At 64.8% G+C, this 17014-nt stretch carries 15 protein-coding genes and 2 CRISPR repeat arrays (1 of these 17 running past the window's edge); of the genes, 5 read left to right on the top strand and 10 right to left on the bottom strand.

Features of this window, described 5'->3' with window-relative positions:
- Window positions 1-44 precede the first annotated feature (44 nt).
- A complete protein-coding gene (locus P5704_016630) occupies window positions 45-404 on the top strand; it encodes a glucose dehydrogenase (protein WOF77664.1) in 360 nt (119 codons plus the stop codon).
- A gap of 9 nt (window positions 405-413) precedes the next feature.
- Window positions 414-2456, top strand: a complete 2043-nt coding sequence (locus tag P5704_016625; GenBank protein ID WOF77663.1) for a membrane-bound PQQ-dependent dehydrogenase, glucose/quinate/shikimate family — start codon at window positions 414-416, stop codon at window positions 2454-2456.
- Here the strand turns inward: P5704_016625 and amn are convergent, their stop codons facing one another.
- Window positions 2457-3929: an AMP nucleosidase gene (amn, locus tag P5704_016620; protein ID WOF77662.1), complete on the bottom strand. Its 1473-nt coding sequence runs from the start codon at window positions 3927-3929 to the stop codon at window positions 2457-2459.
- A 14-nt stretch (window positions 3930-3943) separates the two neighbouring features.
- Window positions 3944-5341, bottom strand: a complete 1398-nt coding sequence (locus tag P5704_016615; protein WOF77661.1) for a PLP-dependent aminotransferase family protein — start codon at window positions 5339-5341, stop codon at window positions 3944-3946.
- A gap of 79 nt (window positions 5342-5420) precedes the next feature.
- Between P5704_016615 and P5704_016610 the strand changes: the two genes are divergently transcribed.
- A complete protein-coding gene (locus P5704_016610; GenBank protein WOF77660.1) occupies window positions 5421-6374 on the top strand; it encodes a threonine dehydratase in 954 nt (317 codons plus the stop codon).
- A gap of 80 nt (window positions 6375-6454) precedes the next feature.
- A CRISPR array of direct repeats spans window positions 6455-7398; the repeat unit is 29 nt; unit sequence CGGTTCATCCCCGCATGCGCGGGGAACAC.
- Window positions 7399-7464: 66 nt separating this feature from the next.
- Here P5704_016610 and cas2e read toward each other — a convergent pair.
- The 7 genes from cas2e to casA are packed head-to-tail and all read right to left on the bottom strand — an operon-like array spanning window position 7465 to window position 13165.
- Window positions 7465-7764, bottom strand: a complete 300-nt coding sequence (gene cas2e, locus P5704_016605; GenBank protein ID WOF77659.1) for a type I-E CRISPR-associated endoribonuclease Cas2e — start codon at window positions 7762-7764, stop codon at window positions 7465-7467.
- Window positions 7761-8678 (bottom strand): type I-E CRISPR-associated endonuclease Cas1e, encoded by a 918-nt coding sequence (gene cas1e, locus P5704_016600; protein ID WOF77658.1) that lies wholly within the window; start codon window positions 8676-8678, stop codon window positions 7761-7763. Before cas1e ends, cas2e begins: the two co-directional genes overlap by 4 nt.
- Window positions 8678-9292: a type I-E CRISPR-associated protein Cas6/Cse3/CasE gene (cas6e, locus tag P5704_016595; GenBank protein WOF77657.1), complete on the bottom strand. Its 615-nt coding sequence runs from the start codon at window positions 9290-9292 to the stop codon at window positions 8678-8680. The genes cas1e and cas6e overlap by 1 nt, the downstream gene beginning before the upstream one ends.
- Window positions 9267-9929: a type I-E CRISPR-associated protein Cas5/CasD gene (gene cas5e / locus P5704_016590; GenBank protein WOF77656.1), complete on the bottom strand. Its 663-nt coding sequence runs from the start codon at window positions 9927-9929 to the stop codon at window positions 9267-9269. The genes cas6e and cas5e overlap by 26 nt, the downstream gene beginning before the upstream one ends.
- A 2-nt stretch (window positions 9930-9931) precedes the next feature.
- Entirely contained in the window at window positions 9932-11074 is a 1143-nt protein-coding gene (gene cas7e, locus P5704_016585) for a type I-E CRISPR-associated protein Cas7/Cse4/CasC (GenBank protein ID WOF77655.1), read from the bottom strand.
- A gap of 10 nt (window positions 11075-11084) precedes the next feature.
- Window positions 11085-11627, bottom strand: coding sequence for a type I-E CRISPR-associated protein Cse2/CasB (gene casB / locus P5704_016580; GenBank protein WOF77654.1), 543 nt, complete (start codon window positions 11625-11627; stop codon window positions 11085-11087).
- On the bottom strand, window positions 11624-13165 hold the full coding sequence (casA, locus tag P5704_016575; protein ID WOF77653.1) for a type I-E CRISPR-associated protein Cse1/CasA: 1542 nt from the start codon (window positions 13163-13165) through the stop codon (window positions 11624-11626). The genes casB and casA overlap by 4 nt, the downstream gene beginning before the upstream one ends.
- Window positions 13166-13368: 203 nt before the next feature.
- On the opposite strand from casA, the gene P5704_016570 reads away from it, so the two are divergent.
- Together P5704_016570 and P5704_016565 are read left to right on the top strand one after the other, a co-directional pair.
- On the top strand, window positions 13369-13659 hold the full coding sequence (locus tag P5704_016570) for a hypothetical protein (protein WOF77652.1): 291 nt from the start codon (window positions 13369-13371) through the stop codon (window positions 13657-13659).
- Entirely contained in the window at window positions 13653-13937 is a 285-nt protein-coding gene (locus P5704_016565; GenBank protein WOF81263.1) for a type II toxin-antitoxin system RelE/ParE family toxin, read from the top strand. The genes P5704_016570 and P5704_016565 overlap by 7 nt, the downstream gene beginning before the upstream one ends.
- Window positions 13938-13939: 2 nt before the next feature.
- Here the strand turns inward: P5704_016565 and cas3 are convergent, their stop codons facing one another.
- Entirely contained in the window at window positions 13940-16597 is a 2658-nt protein-coding gene (gene cas3 / locus P5704_016560; protein ID WOF77651.1) for a CRISPR-associated helicase Cas3', read from the bottom strand.
- Window positions 16598-16735: 138 nt separating this feature from the next.
- A CRISPR array of direct repeats spans window positions 16736-17014; the repeat unit is 29 nt; unit sequence GTGTTCCCCGCACCCGCGGGGATGAACCG (it continues 485 nt past the right edge of the window).

Below are 17014 nucleotides of genomic sequence, written 5' to 3'. Positions count from 1 at the left end.
TTTAAAGCGCACCGCAGAACGGGCTACCCACTGACAAGGGAGCGATGCTGTTGACCACCTACTCTACGCACGGCTTTGCCTACTGGGCCCTGAAGGCATTTGCCATCGTCCTCGCACTCTATGGCCTGGCGCTGGCGGCGGGCGGCCTCTGGCTGGTGACGCTGGGAGGCTCCTGGTATTACCTGCCCGCCGGTATCGGCATGCTGGTCTCCGGCATTCTGCTGTTATTCATGCGCATTCAAGGCGTGTGGCTCTACTGGCTGGTATTCGTGGCCACGCTGGTTTGGGCACTTTGGGAAGTGGGCCTCGAGCCCTGGCCCCTGGTACCCCGTCTGGTCGCGCCCGCGGTCATCGCGCTGCTTACATTGCTGTTCATCCCCACGGTTCGCCGCCACTCGAATTGAGGTAGACCTATGCGCCTCTGGATCGCGCTCGCCGCGCTGACATTAAGCCTGCCCGACATTCACCACGCCCAGGCTCAGAACAGCCCGACCACCGAACGGGCGACAGCGGCCTCCCCCGCGCCTTCGGACTGGACGTCGTACGGCCGCGACAACGCAGCCACCCGCTATTCGCCGCTCAGGCAAATCACGCGCGACAATGTCGACCAGCTCGAGCCCGCCTGGGTGTACCAGACCGGCGACATGCCGCCACCGGAAGTGGACGACAAGTGGGCCCCGGAAAACACCCCGCTGAAAGTCGGCAACTCGCTGTACCTGTGCAGCGCCATGAATATCCTGATCGGGCTCGATGCCGGAAGTGGTCGCGAACGCTGGCGCTTCGATCCACAGGTGCCGATCGATCACATCCCCTATTCAGCAGCCTGTCGGGGCGTCAGCTATTACGAGGTGCCCGATCCAGAGCCGGCCCAGGCCTGCGCGCGGCGCGTCATCGAGGGCACGCTCGATGCGCGGCTGATCGCCGTCGATGCAGACACCGGCCAGCCGTGCGAGGACTTCGGCAACTCCGGGCAGGTCAATCTGCTCGAAGGGATGGGCGATTCGCCCCCCGGCTACGTCGCGGTGACCTCGGCACCGACCATCGTGCGTAACGTGGTCGTGGTCGGCCACCAGGTGCTCGACGGGCAAAAGGAGGATGCGCCATCCGGGGTGATCCGCGGCTACGATGCCGAAACCGGCGAGCTCGCCTGGGCATGGGACATGGGGCGTCCGGGCGAGACGGGCATGCCGGCCGAGGGCGAGCAGTACACGCGCGGCACGCCCAATGCCTGGACGACCTTTTCGGCCGACGACGAGCTCGGCCTGGTCTACGTGCCCATGGGCAATTCGGCTGTGGATTACTTCAGCGGCAACAGAGAAGACTACGAGCACCCCTACTCCACCGCCCTGGTCGCGCTCGACATCACCAGCGGCGAAGTCGCCTGGGTTTTCCAGACGGTGCACAACGATGTCTGGGACTATGACCTGGGCTCGCAGGGCACGCTTGCCGACTTTCCCATGGGAGAGGGCCAGAGCGTCCCGGCTGTCATTCTGCCGACCAAACAGGGCGATATCTTCGTGCTTGACCGGCGCACCGGCGAGCCGCTCACCGAGGTGCAGGAGCGCCCGGTGCCGGCCAGCAAGCTGCCCGACGAACAGCTGTCGCCGACTCAGCCCTTCTCGGTCGGCATGCCGACACTCGCCAAGCCCAAGCTCACCGAACGCGACGCCTGGGGCTTTTCACCCCTGGATCAGCTCTGGTGCCGGATTCAATTCCTGCAGTCCGACTACGAGGGGATGTACACCCCGCCGAGCGTCGAGCGGCCCTTCATCCAATACCCCGGCTACAACGGCGGCAACGACTGGGGCGGTGGTTCGCTGGACCCCGAGCGCGGCATCTTTGTCGCCAACTACACCGACTTGCCGATGCGTGATCAGCTCATCCGTCGCGAAGAGGCTGATGAGAAAGGCATGGTGCCGCTGGGCGAGCCGGGTGGGACGACCGATTCCGGCGGGCCGGTGCCCCAGGCAGGCTCTCCTTACGCCATCTCGATCAAGCCATGGCGCAACGGCCTGACCGGTATCCCCTGCACCCGGCCACCCTACGGCGGAATCATGGCCATCGACCTGGCCACCCGTGAGGTACTGTGGGACAAGCCACTGGGCACCGCCCGCAACAATGGCCCCTTCGGCATCCCCTCGCGCCTGCCCTTCACCATCGGCACGCCCAACAATGGCGGCTCGGTGATCACCGCCGGTGGGCTGATCTTTATTGCCGCCACTACGGACGACCTCATTCGCGCCATCGATATCGATACCGGCGAAGTGGTCTGGCAGGACGTGCTGCCCGCTGGCGGCCAGGCGACGCCGATGACCTACGAGGTCAACGGACGCCAGTACCTGGCCATCTTTGCCGGCGGTCACCATTTCATGGAGACCAAGATCGGCGATTACCTGGTGGTCTACAGCTTGCCCACCCCGGGGGACTCCAGCTCCACCGAAACGCTGGAGGAGTGACTAGCGAAATGGCGGCTCGTCGAAGCTGCGCAGCTTGCGCGAGTGCAACGAGTTGAGCTGGTTGCGCAGCAGTTCGAGCGCGGTGATGCCGATCTTCAGGTGCTGGGTCACGGCCCGCTCGTAGAAGGCATTGGCCGAGCCGGGCAGCTTGATCTCGCTGTGCAGCGGCTTGTCCGATACGCACAGCAGCGTGCCGTAGGGCACCCGCAGGCGATAGCCCTGGGCCGCGATGGTGCCGCTTTCCATGTCCACCGCGACGGCCCGCGACAGGTTGATCAGCGGCCGCTCCTGCGCCCAGCGCAGCTCCCAGTTACGGTCGTCGTAGGTCAGCACGGTGCCGGTGCGCAGGCGCTTCTTCAGCGCCTCGCCCTGTTCGCCGGTGACCTTGGCCGCGGACTCCTGCAGCGCCTGCTGCACTTCGGCCAGTGCCGGCAGCGGGATGTGCGGCGGCAGCACGCGGTCGAGGATGCCGTCGCGGCGCATGTAGGCGTGGGCCAGCACGTAGTCACCGATCGACTGCGACTGCCGCAGCCCACCGCAGTGGCCGATCATCAGCCAGCAATGCGGGCGCAGCACGGCCAGGTGGTCGGTGATGTTCTTCGCGTTGGAAGGACCGACGCCGATGTTGACCAGGGTGATGCCATGGCCATCGTCGGCGGTCAGGTGATAGGCCGGCATCTGGTAGCGGTGCCACATCACCCCGCCGATGATCGCCTGCGCCTCACCCTCCTCCATGCCGCGCTCGATGACCACGTTGCCCGGCAAGACCATACGCGTGAAGCGGGTGTCGTCGCGCAGCATGTCGAGGCCGTGGCGGATGAACTGGTCGACGTAGCGGTGGTAGTTGGTCAGCAGGATCCACGGCTGCACATGGCGCCAGTCGCTGCCGGTGTAGTGCACCAGCCGGCGCAGCGAGAAGTCCACCCGCGCGCCATCGAATAGCGCCAGCGGATAGGGGTCGGCATTCTCCCAGTCGTAGAGCCCGTCGGCGATATCGTCGGTCGCGGCGGACAGGTCGGTGCTGGGAAACACCCGCGCCAGCTCGGCGGCGGTCACGCCGGTACCGGCCAGCTCGTCGCCCTGCTCGATGACGTAGGGATAAGGGATGTTGCGCTCGCTCATGCCGACCTCAACGGTGACGTTGAAGTCCTGGATCAGCGGCCTCAACTGATCGAGCAGATAGGCGCGGAACGCCGCCGGGTGGGTCACCGTGACGCTGTATACACCGGGTGCCTGCACCTTGGCATAGGCGCGGGTCGAGGCCGGCACTTCGCCGTGGCATTCGTAGGTCAGGCGCAGTTGCGGGTAGCGGAACAGGTTGCGCTCCGCGGCGCTGGGCTCGGTACGGCTGGCTACGTAGCGCTTGAGCGCCTGGTTGAGCGCGGTGGTGGCGCGTTCATGCAGTTCGGCAAGGTAGTCCACTGCAGCTTCGGCGCTGGTGGCAATGCGGAAAGTATCACCGGCTGGATTCATGCTGGATTCCTTGTTCAGTCGTTGGAAACATCTTGCCTGCTCATCGATGACAGCGATAGCGCCGCAGCTGCTTGCCCAGTAGCCAGCCGCCCGGCCAGCGCCTGCAAGCCACGCTGCAGCGCAACCAGCCCCGGCGCTGCACTGAGACTCAGGCGTAGCGCGTCCGGCGCACCGGGGCCGACCGCAAAGACGCCTGCTGCCGCACCTTCGATACCCGCCGCACGGGCGATACCGGGCAGATCGATCTCGCCAGTGCAAGCAGCCAACCACAGGTGCGGCGAGGCGCCTGTGCTCAGCCGTGGACCAAGCATCTTCCGCGCCATGCGCCAGCGGTGCTCGACCTGGGCACGCTGCCAGACCAGCCTGCGCTGTGCCGTGCCATCCTCGATCCACTCGCTCGCCACACGTAGGCACAACGGCGACAGCGCCCAGCCGGTGGCCTGCGCTTCCGGGTCGATGCGCGCCAGCCAAGGTTCGGCGGCCGCGATGAAACCGAAGCGCAGCCCCGGCGCGACGGTCTTCGACAGGCTGCCGACCAGCACGCTGCGCTCGCCCAGCAGCGATGCCAGCGGCGGCTCGTCGCCGAGCGCACCGTAGACGTCGTCCTCGATGATCAGCAAGTCGTGTCGACGCGCCAGCGCAGCGATCGCTTCACGCCGCGCAGCATCCATGCTGACGCCCGTCGGATTCTGCAGGCAGGGCGTCAGCACGGCGACGCGAGCACCGGTGGCGCGGACCTGGCGATCGAAATCCTCCGGCAGGATGCCCCGTTCGTCCATCGCCACGCCGTGCAGCGGCAGGCGCAGCTGGCGTGCGGCCGCCTTGATCCCGGGCGAGGTCAGTGCTTCCACCAGAATCGGTTCGCCCGGTGCGCACAAGCCCAGCAATGCGGCGAATACGCCCTGTTGCGCACCGGCGCAGAGCAGCAACTGCCGCGGCGGCAACTCCAGCGCACGCCCTCGCAACCATTGGCTGGCCGCCAGGCGTCCGCGCTGCATCGCCGCAGGCGACGGGTAACCCTGCAATTCGGCGAGATCGACCGAGGCGCCAAGCACCAGCAGGCTGCGCTGCAGATCACCATCGTCCGTGTCGATCACCGGCAGGTTGGTCGACAGGTCGAGCAGCGCCGGCAACGCCCCCGGCTGCTTGAGCAGAAACAGGCTGGCCTCGCGACTGCTTGCCAGCACGTAAGTGCCGCGCCCGACCTCACCACCCACCAGATGCCGCCGCGCCGCTTCGCGGTACGCCTGCATCGCCGTACTCGGGTTGAGCCCCAGCGCCCAGGCCAGGCGGCGCTGCGGCGGTAAGCGATCGCCGGGCTTGAGCACGCCCTGCTCGATTGCGCTCGAAATGGCATCCACCAGCGCCAGGTAGCGCGGTTGATCGTTATCGATGAGCCGAGGAAGCCACATTGTCTGCCATGCAATATAAGGATTTACCCATACAATGGCCGCGCTCTAGGCTGCTCGTCAAACCGCCGAGGAGCCACCCATGTTCGAACTCTCCGCCCTACGCCAAGCCGCCGAGCTGATCGGCCGCCATATTCCGCCGACCCCGCAGTACAACTGGCCACTGCTGCGCCAGCGGCTCGGTTGCGACCTGTGGGTCAAACACGAGAACCACACACCCGCCGGCGCCTTCAAGGTCCGCGGCGGCCTGCTCTATGTCGACGAGCTGCTCAGGCGTGAGCCCGGGCTGCCGGGCATGATCAGCGCTACCCGCGGCAATCACGGCATCAGCCTGGCGATGGCCGCGCAGCGGACCGGCATTGCCCTGAAGGTGCTGGTACCCGAGGGCAATTCAGCGGAAAAGAACGCGGCGATGCGCGCCTGCGGCGCCGAGGTCATCGAGTACGGCCGCGATTTCGACAGTGCCCGCCAGCACGCCGCCGACCTGGCTGCCCAGAGCGGCTGGCACTTCGTTCCGGCGCTACATCCGGACCTGATCCGTGGTGTGGCCACCTATGCGCTGGAGCTCTTCGAAGCGGCACCAGCGTTGCGCCGTGTCTACGTGCCGATCGGCATGGGTTCCGGCATCTGCGGCCTGATCCGCACACGCGATCTGCTGGGCCTGGATACCGAGATCATCGGCGTCGTCTCCAGCGCGGCGGATGCCTATGCACAGAGCTTCGAACAGGGCCGTATCGTCTGCACCGAAACCGCTGACACCTTTGCCGACGGCATGGCCTGTCGAATGCCGGCCGCCGAAGCACTGGAGATCATCAACCAGGGTGCAACCCGCATCGTGCGGGTCGATGATGCGGAGATTCGCCAGGCGATCGTCGCCCTGCACGAAGACACTCACAACACCGCCGAAGGCGCCGGCGCCGCCGCATTGGCTGCGGCGATGCAGGAGCAGGAACGCAACCGCGGTGAACGCATAGCCGTGGTGCTCAGCGGCGCCAATATCGACCGCCGGCTGCTTGCCGGCATTCTTGGCGGATAGGCTCGGGGGATTCTCGGTTCGGCGTGGTGTTCACTATCCCCGCTGGGTGCGGGGCGCAGGAAAGCTATTGCGGTGCCGTTCGGTTCAGCCCCGCGGGCGCGGGGAACACTGGTCGGGCTTCGTCGTTTCTGGCTCCCGTGTCGGTTCATCCCCGCATGCGCGGGGAACACAACCGCATCCTCAACCTCTACGGCCTGCCGCACGGTTCATCCCCGCATGCGCGGGGAACACAACAGGTCGTCGATCGCCTCGAGCAGCAGATGCGGTTCATCCCCGCATGCGCGGGGAACACGCTGGGCATGATCCGTGGCGTCTCGAAGATCCGCGGTTCATCCCCGCATGCGCGGGGAACACCTGGCCACCGTCGTCACGGCGTTGGTCGAGCGCGGTTCATCCCCGCATGCGCGGGGAACACCTGCACCAGGAGGAATACGACCTCTACCTGGACGGTTCATCCCCGCATGCGCGGGGAACACAAGTCACTCGCAGCCATGACGCCCCCTTAACCCGGTTCATCCCCGCATGCGCGGGGAACACTGATCCCAAATGACGTCGCTCCACTCGGTCAGCGGTTCATCCCCGCATGCGCGGGGAACACCTAGCAGTGGTCGGCCACAAGTGGATCGGCAACGGTTCATCCCCGCATGCGCGGGGAACACCGGGAAAGTCCACCGCGAGCCAGGCTGAGGACCGGTTCATCCCCGCATGCGCGGGGAACACGCACCTGCGGCGTAGGCATCAAGCCGAACAACCGGTTCATCCCCGCATGCGCGGGGAACACGAGGGGGTAGGTAAATCTCTGGAGGTTCGGCGCGGTTCATCCCCGCATGCGCGGGGAACACCGTTTATCGATCTTCTTGAAGTGGCTGATGTTCGGTTCATCCCCGCATGCGCGGGGAACACGGTGGATGGGGATTTGAACAGGTTCTTGAGTGCGGTTCATCCCCGCATGCGCGGGGAACACCGACAGAAGCTTGTGCATCGCAGCGCCCTGCTGGTTCATCCCCGCATGCGCGGGGAACACTCTTAGCGTAACTGACTGTTCCAGAAAGGAAAAATCAGCTGCTAAAAATCTACCAACTTTTCCTTGTTAAAGATCGGGATTTTCCAGCGGATGGAAGGCGACCAGATGCAGGCCGTCGAACTCCACGGGGAGGCGACGATTGGGGCCGAGGGTCTGGAATTCGTAGCCGGACTCATGGTTGCTGGCCCAGGCCATCACCACGTTGCCGTCCTCATGTCCCTGGCTCAGTTGCTCCCAGATCATTTCGCGGGTGCGTTTGGAAACATCGCCGATATAGACACCGGCGCGCACCTCCAAAAGCCAGATGGCCATACGTCCACGCAGGCGCGGCGGTACGTTTTCGGTAACCACGACGAGAAAGCTCATCCCTGCGTCCTGTGCCCGGCCTCGCCGATGCTTTCAGGGTTGGGGATGGCAGGCGGTACGGACTCGGGTGGCGCTTCGGGCGGCGAGATGCCGCCGGCCGACAGCACGTCTTCAATGGTGGGGATGATTTTCGCCAGGATCTTGCTGGAGCGGAACAGGTCGCGGCAGCCCAGGCGCACTTCCCGCTCGGGTTGCGGCGGCGACTTCGCGGCGATGCGGAAGGCCAGCGGCACCACGGTCTCGAACTTGAACAGGTCGGCGATATCGTAGACGAAGGACAGCGGCTTGCCGGTGTGGATGAAGCCCACCGCCGGCGCGTAACCGGCCGCGAGCACGGCCGCTTCGGCGATCCCGTACAGACAGGAAGTAGCCGCAGACAGGCAGCGGTTGGGAATGTCCGCCGCATCCCATTGCTGCCTGTCGTAGTTGCGCGCCCGCCAGTCGACCCCATACTGCTTGGCCAGCAGTCTGTAGGTTTCGCGCACCCGTGCGCCCTCGATGCCGCGCAGTTGTTCGACACTGCGCCGGGCCGGTGCCGGCTCCTGGAAACGCAGCTCGTACATCTTGCGCACCACCTTCAGGCGCAGCTCGTCGTCCAGCGCCAGCTTGGCCTGGTAGAGCAGGCGGTCCGCCCGTGCCCCGCCCGGCTGGCCGCTGGCGTACAGGCGCACACCGGATTCGCCCACCCACACCAGCAGGGTACCCACGGTGGAAGCCAGGTGCACGGCTGCGTGGGATACCCGCGTACCCGGTTCGAGCATGATGCAAGCTACCGAACCGACCGGGATGTGCATGCGCACGCCGGTCTTGTCGATCACCACGAAGGCGCCATCCTGCACGTCGATCTGACCGTACTGGACGAAGATCATCGACACCCGGTCCTTCATCGGCAGGGGCTTGAGCGGAGGCAGCATCAGCCGCGCCCCAAGCTTAGCAGCCCGCAACCGAATGCCTTGCCCGGGCCGACTCCTTGTTCAAGTGCGCGACTGAACGCCGTCAGCTCGCGCACCTGCAAACGCCCCTCGAAGCACACCCGCTGCAAACTGATACGGCTGTCGCCCTTGCGGCTTGCCAACACGTCGCTGGCCGTGACCAGGGCGGCTTCGACCTCGAAGCCGTGGCGCTCGCCCTGGCGATTCAACCAGGCCAACTGCTCCGCCTCCCCCACCAGGCCATAGCGCTTGCCCTGACGCGTAACAGTCGGATTGGCCTGCAGGCGAAAGCGATAACGCCCACCGCCTTCGATCCAGGCCTGGAGGTCGAGTGGTTTGCTTTCGATCTCGCGCTGCAGGTAGTTGGGCAACACCTGCAAGGCCGACCAATCGCCCGAGCGCAACGACTGCACCAATACGGCAGGAGTCGCCCAGGCATTGCCGCCCGCTTCCAAACGCCAAAGGAAGCGAGCCGGGGCGCTGTGCTCATCGGTGACGAAGGCGCGGGCCAGGGTGCGGTGCATCTCGTAGGCATCGGCCAAATCACGCCGAGCTTGCGCACTGCGCGGGTCAAGCGTCAGTCTGGTCAGGTACATGCAGCACTCCTGATTTCACGAAGCGTGGGCCGAAACGACGCTCGGCAAAAGGTGCGACAGGCTGATCCAGGCGGATGGCGCCCTCCTGATCATCCTCCAGCAGACAGCGCAGGGTCGGCTGCGAGTCAGTTCGCCGCGCACTGGCAAGCCGAGGATACTGAGCCAGCGCCTGCTCCAGGGACAGAGGGGATAGGCCATCGGGCAGCCAGACCGGCATGCCTGGCGCAAAGCTCTTGCGCCCCAGCGCCAACGGCCAGTGTGGGGCTCGCAAGGCAGCATGAATGCGCGTCAGCAGGGCTTCATCCGCCCCTTCCAGACCGACCAGAAAGGCAGCATCGGAGAGGTAATAGCGCGGGCTGACCACGGTGCGGCGCATGTCCGCCTTGCCGGTGGCGATCAACACGCCGGTGGCGGTCTGGTAATCGCGCATCGGCACGCCTTCGTGATCGACACGCACGCCCATGCGCAGGACAGCCAGATCCTCGACCGACTCCTGCCGGTCACGCCCCAGCGCGGCGCAGACCAGCCCGAGCACGCCCGACTTGGAGGGTTCCAGCTGGGTATCGCGCTCATCGAAGCGGCTGGTGGTGCCCCAGGATTGCATCGGCCCCTGCAAGCGCAGCAACAGGGTAGCCATACTCAGCCCTCCAGTTGTGCGGCGACCTGCATGCGTACCCAGGTCGCCAGCTCACCCAGGCTCTGCACTGCAAAGCCCTTCTGCTGCGGCCAGGCTTCGCTCAGATCGAGGTAAGCCCACTGGTCCCGAGCGTCGGCATAGACCGCCGCCAATTTTCCCTCGTGCCTGGCCAGTTCACCGACCGACAGGCTGCTAAGCGCTGTATCCTGGCGTGCGGCGATGGGCTTCTCGAAGGCGTTGGCCAGGTTCAACGGGCTGGCATGACGCAGGCAGACGCCAACGAAACTCGGCAGGTTGTGGGCGGCGAAGGTGTTCTGCTTGCCCGTCGGGATAGCGCGCACCATGGCCTGGGTGAAGGACTCCAGCGCGGAAAGCGTCAGCTCGCGATCCTGCTGCAGGTTGCCGAACAGCTTGTTGGCATCGACCACCGCATAGCGGTACAGCGTGGCGGAATTGAACTCCACCTGGCCGATCATGCCGGCGCCAGTTTCGTCCGCCCCGCCCTTGTCATCGACGGCGGTGAAGTAGTCGAACTCACGCTCCACACGATGCGTGCTGATGGCATGCGCCACCTGGCAGGCGGCATCCTGGTTGACCTCCGGCATATCGGCGAGCATGCGCCCGAACAGCGCCACGTCCACCGCCTTGCCACCATCGAGCAGGGCCTTGGCCTTTTTCACCACCTCGGCCGGGGCGCTGGCCTTGGCTTCCTTCTTGCCCTTCTTCTCACCACCTGCCGGGGCAGCGGCCAGCTCATCCCAGTGCTGCTCGATGAGGTTGGCGAAACCAGCAATTTCGGCCTCGCCGAGAAACAGCAGGTACTCGGTCTTGCCGTCATCCTTGAGCTTGAGGCCGGCAGCGGCCAAGGCTACTTCGATCTTGCCCTCGGCTTCGAGCGGATCGCGCTCGGCCAGACGCTCCAGCAGCAGCGCCTTGAGCTTCTTGGTGCGCACACCACGAAACTCCGGGGCAACCAACTCATGCTCCTGGGCGGCCAGGCGAATGGCGCGCTTGAAGCACTGGCTGCTGACCCGCGCGCGGCGATAACCACCGAACAGGGCATCCTTGGGGGCGCCGGTGTCGTCACGGTTGAGGTTGGATGGAGCGAAGTTCTGGATCAGGTGAAATTCGACGAACAGACTCATGATGTCCCTCTCAGTCGTTGGCAGCTTGTTCAGGAGTGTCGACGGCAGGTTCCGCCAGTGCACGGTAGAAGTCCCGCGCCCAGCGCTGGCGTACGCCGTCGCGGCGCTCGGCATCGATATGCGGGTTGAGCCAGACGCTCAGGTCGCGCAGCAGCACGCCGTAGTCCAGCGGGCGATCATCGGCGGCCAGCAGGCTGATGATCTGGCGCAGATATACCGCCAGGTTTTCCGCATCGGCACCGAGCAAGGCGATGAAACGTTGTTCGATGCTGGCGCTGTCACGTTTGCGCATCAGCTCGCCAAGGCTGCTGGCCAGGCTTCTGGCGCCGTGATGAGGATGAGCGGCGTACAGGCCAGCCGTCAGGTACAGCGCCAGGCGCGAAGCGTCCTGGGCATGCCGCTCAGCCGCGACGAAGCGTTCCACATACGGATAAGCCGGCGGATAGCTGCCCGGCTTGAAGCTCAGGCTGCGGCGCAGGGTGGCCAGGGCGCCCCGGTCGCGTTCCTGCAGGCGCTGCAAATGCGCGATAAAGCTCTGCACGAACTCACTCATGCGCGAACCTCCTTGTCGGGTGTGGGAGTCGCCTGCAACGGGGCGAGTAGCCCCTGCAGGCGTGGATAATGACGTGCTTCGGCACGCAGGGCTTTGGCGCCTCGCCCCAAGCCGGCCAGCACGGCCTGCCAGGCCTCACGAGCCGCGTCATGCAGGCTCTGCCGCCAGAGCGCCTCTGCCTCGTCCAACTCATCGTTGCCCAGCAGCGCCATGACACGACCCAGATGGCGCTCGGCGCTGGCGAAGTACAGGGCGCCCGCCGGGCCGGCGTCGATCAGGCTGCGCGCACGTGCCCAGGTGTCCTTGCTGCCAGGGTCGGGCAAGGTTTCGGCAAGCATGCCGGTGGCCAGCTTGCGCAAGGCAGTGAACAGCTCTTCGGCATCGCGGACATAGCGGCGCAATTCGTTGGCGTGATCGGGTGAAGCCAGCAGCTTGGCAGGCAGTGCGATACGCTCGGAGCGCCAGCGCAAAAGCTTGGCCTGATCACTGGCCAGGCCAGCGATAAGCAAGGGTTGCACGCCATTGCCCAGGTAGAACTGCAGATTGGCGGCCCACTCCAGCACTGCGGCAGGCTGCGACGCCTTGCCTTCAGCATCCGGCAACAGTGCAGGAAGATCACGCCACAAGGCACGTCCCTCTGTGAAGCCCAGGCGCACCAGGCTGTTGCTACCGGCGCGGTAGCTGGCCATCGGGTCGGGCGCCTGCACGTCATCGCCCAGCGCCAAACCTGCGGCGAAGCGAATCCACTGCAAGCGCTGATCATCATCCCTGAGCAGCAGCACGGCGCGGCTCTGCCGGGTGTAGCGATCATTCGGGCCGCTGGCCAGTTCCGGGTCGCCCTGCAATTGCGCGATGCTCGGCGCGCTGCGCTCCCATGCTGGCAGGTCTTCATGCCCCGTTTGAGTCGGTGGATGCAGGGCCAGGCACAAGCTTTGCGCCAGCGAATCGCCCATCGGCATCACCGCTGCCGTATTGGCCAGGGCGCCTGCCTTGTCGGAGTCGCGCAGCGTCTTGACCAGGCCACCGGGCGTGAATTGCAGAAAGCCGAGCAAGGTACGCAACGTATCGGCGGCACCGATGTTGCGTGGTGTCAGATCGCAGGAGTGATCGAACACCACCGGCGCATTGCCGTTGGCGCTGGCCAGGGAAATTTGAGTCCAGGGTTTGAGCTTGTCGCGGGTGGCTTCGGAATCGGCCAGCGCCGCCACCTGCATGAAGGGATACTGCGGATGGAACAAGCAGAAGCGTTCGCGCCAATGCTGCAGGTAGTCGCGAATGGCCGCCAGCGGCAGCCCGTCCTGATACCAGCGCAAACGCTCGGCATCCCTCCAGCGCCCTTGCGCCTGGCTGATGGCGCGGTGAGTGATCGCCAGCAACAGCCGGTATTGGGCGATCAGACTCGGCGGCGAGGTTTCCGCCAGGGCACTGATCTCGCTGGCGCGCTCGAATAGCTCAAGCAAACCCAGTTCACGCACCTGCCCATCGTGCATCCGTACTGCCAGCCATGGCTCGTCGAGCAGGCAGAACGATTCACTCATGCCGCACCTCTGCTCCCTGTTCTCTGCGTGATTCCATATCCCTCCTCCTCCCTGAATCCGACAGGCCTGCAGTAAAGCAGACAAAGTGCCACCATGGCATGAGTCAGGTCAGCCTAGCCAATGCCGCTCATCCATGATCACGCTTCCCTAAATGACCGCGTGCTACAATGCACTGACCCTGTAACACATTGAGATGCTCAAACATGAGTGAAGCCACCTTTACCTTTCGCGTAGACGACGCACTGAAAAGCGAATTTGCCCAGGCTGCCAAAGCCCGCGACCGCACCGGCGCCCAGTTGCTGCGCGACTTCATGCGTGATTTCGTCCGGCAACAGCAAGAGGCCGCCGAGCACGATGCCTGGCTGCGCCGCCAGGTGCAGATGGGATTGGATTCGGCCAATGCCGGTGAGCTACTCAGTAGCGAAGAGGTCGAAGCCGAAGCCGCCGCATGGCGCGATGAAATGCGACGCAAGATGGGCAGCACCGCATCGTGAGGCTTGCATGGACGCGTCTCGCGCTGAACGACCGCCAAGCCATCCGCAGCTATATCGCCCAGGACAACCCTGCTGCCGCCCTGGCGCTGGATGAGTTGTTCACGGAGAAGGTCAGCCGCCTGGCCGATCACCCCGGTCTGGGACGACCAGGCCGAGTGAACGGCACCCGAGAACTGGTCGTGCACCAGCATTATCTGGTGATCTACGACCTGGCCAATGATCAGGTACGAATACTCCGCGTGCTGCATACGGCGCGCCAGTGGCCAAGTGCGGACTGAACTCAAATCTCGCGCTGATAGACCAAGCCCAGCTCATCATCCAGACGCACCGTCAAACGGCCGATCTGCAAATAACCATCGGTTAGCAACAGCGGTTTGAGGTGACGCAGTAGCGGATGCTCGCTGAATGCGCGAGGTGATTCTTCACCCTGTGCATGTTTGACCAGTGCGGCGCGTGAGGTTTTCAGCTGGCGGGCATGGAGCTGCCTGGCCAGCGCGTTGGACAGCGGCTGATCGGGATCGAAGGCTTCACCATCTGGCATGAGACTCCAACCGCCAGGCACCTGATGCACGGGGATCAGAGTCATGGAGTCGTCGCCGAGGCGGGTGTAGTTGGGCAGCCCCAAACCTTCCTCACCTTCTTCATAGCCACGATTCTTCTGGGTGTAGGCGTTTTGTGGCTCGGCTTCTGGGTCGATGGCAACATTACGCGCCATCATCCGCTCGGTCTGCCGTTTGCCTAGATGGCTACCGTAGGCTTCATCCTCGATGAAGGCGCGGTCAGCCTCGGCCAGATCCGCCGGCAAATCCTCGCTGTCATACACCGCCTGCACCAACCGGTCGATATCCTGCGGCAGATGCAATGCCTGCTCGCGCGACAGCAACGCCCAGGTACGTCCCAGGATGTAAGGCTCGTAGACGTACTCCCAGGCCGTGCTCTTGAGATCGGGCAAGGCTTCTGGCGCCAGCCCCGCCACATACAAGGTCGCCTGGCAATGCGCCTCGGGGCGCTCGCGCTGGTGACGATGCAGACGACCGGCGCGCTGCAGGATCAGATCCACAGGAGCCAGGTCGGTGAGCATGAAGTCGAAGTCGATATCCAGACTCTGCTCGGCCACCTGGGTGGCGATCAACAAGGCCTTGGCAGGTCGCTCGCCGCTCTGGCCGAAGCGCGCGAGGACCGCCAGTTCCTGTTCGCTACGCCGATCCGCCGGGAAACGCGCATGAAACAGCAGCAGCGGCACTTCATCGCCCAACTCGACCTTGAGCTTGAGATAAAGGCCCTGCGCGCGATCCACGGTATTGACGATCAGCGCGCCGCAACCGCCTTGCCGCACGAGTTCACAGGCCTTGGCGGCCAGGCTGTCGATCATTTCCGCCACGGCCTGGAGCTGAATCGGCGGCAATGGCCGTGAGTCGCACGTACCGCCTTGCACCCCACGCGCGTCGGCCAGCAGCAGGCGCGGGTAGTTCAGCTCGGGCGCTGCCTCTGGAGCAACGCCCCAGGCACGCAGCAACGCATCGCGGCGTGGCGCCGGCAAGGTGGCGCTCATCAGCACCACCGAACTGCCCATCGCCTTGAGCCAGCGCAGCAGCGCTTCGATCAGGCCGCTGGTGTAGGTGTCGTAGGCATGTACTTCGTCGAGCACCACCACGCGGTTGCTCAACCCCCACAGGCGCACGAAGTGATGCTTGACGTTGAGCGTGGCGAACAGCGCCTGATCCACGGTGCCGACGCCATAGGGCGACAGCAACGGGCGGCGGCGCTGAGAGAACCAGGCCGACGAGGAGACGCTTTCACCCTCTGCACCATAGATGCCACGCAACGCCAGCACCTGCTCGCTGAGCGCGGCACCGCCGTGCACCAATTGCACATCCAGCGAAGTGTCGGCTGAAAAGCCGTGCAGAAAGGTCAATGCTCGGCTGAATAGCGCATTGCCCGTGGCCTGAGTCGGCAGTGCGACGTAAAGCCCCCGGTGCTGGTTGGCAGCCTGCAGCCGCAGGTGGGCGAGAAAAGCCAGTTCGGTCTTGCCCTCCCCCATCGGCGCCTCGACCAGCAGTAGCGCAGGGCCCCGCACACCATCGAGCAGGCGGTCCGCCTCGCGCTGCAAAGGGCGCGCGGTCAGTTCCGGGCGCTGGACGATCTGCCCGATAAGTCGATCGGCCGTGGCCGGAGCAGTCAGCAGGGGCTGAAAGGGTCGCCAGCCGATCCGCTGTAGAGCTTGATCAGCACGCATACGGGCATCGGCATAATGCCCGGTGAGCAGCACGTGGCGCTCACCCAGTGGGAACCACTCGGGGTTGGAGCCGATCCAGTCGGCCACGCTGGTCAACCCGGCCAGCCACTGCACCGCTGGCTGCGACAGCGCCTCGATCTGCGGCGCACCCTGTGGTGCCAGCACTGTCCAGTAGGCGTCGAAGAGTTCCCGCCGCGCCTCGCCCCAGGCCGGTGGCTCGAATGGCGGTTTGGCGCGGGTGAGTTCGGTCTGGTTGAAGTTGTAACCATGGTGGGCGCTGATGGCCTGCAACACATGACGAATCCACAACAGATGATCAATACCCTGGCGCGGCAGATGCTCCCAGAGCAAGGCAGCGCTGGCACAGGCATGGTCGGTGACGCTCATCGAACGGGCTGGAAAAGGCAGGCCCAGCGCCTCATCGGCCGACCGCCCTTCGAACCATTTGTCCTGGAAACCGGGAATGGCCTTGCCGAAGTCATGCAACCCCACCAGACAGGCAATCCAGCGCGCCGCATGCTGGTGCTCCAATCCCAGGGCCCGGGCCGCCCAGTCCAGGGTGCTGGCGGGCTCATGCTCGAGCATGCATTCGGCCACTGCGGCCACATCCAGCAGATGCGCCAGGACGCCATGACCGAAGCCCTCACCACTCTTGGCCCAGAGCCTGCGGGCCTGAGCGCTCAGATCAGAGAATCCTTTCATCCATGTCTCGCCAGTGACTAACGATAGCAAATTGCCACTATCATTCGAGCCGAATCAAGCTCCGCTCTTTAACAATGAAAATCTGGTAGATTTTCGGCGTTCGATTTTTCCTTGCTGGAACAGTAAGTTACGGCAAGAGTGTTCCCGGCACCCGCGGGGATGAACCGTTGCGTTTGGCCATGACAGCTCCTTGTTGGGGGTGTTCCCCGCACCCGCGGGGATGAACCGGAACGAAGTTCGCCAGCGCAGCCAATCTCACCGTGTTCCCCGCACCCGCGGGGATGAACCGCTCTTGGTCAGATAATGGGTTTCAGCCTCACGGTGTTCCCCGCACCCGCGGGGATGAACCGTCCAAAACCGGCACCGCTTTCGGCATGGACCTGTGTTCCCCGCACCCGCGGGGATGAACCGTCGGAT

Source organism: Pseudomonas sp. FeN3W, from assembly GCA_030263805.2.
GTDB classification, from domain to species: Bacteria; Pseudomonadota; Gammaproteobacteria; order Pseudomonadales; family Pseudomonadaceae; genus Stutzerimonas; species Stutzerimonas stutzeri_G.
The sequence above is the reverse complement of the archived record's forward strand: the minus strand, read 5'-3'. Positions and strand labels throughout refer to the sequence as shown.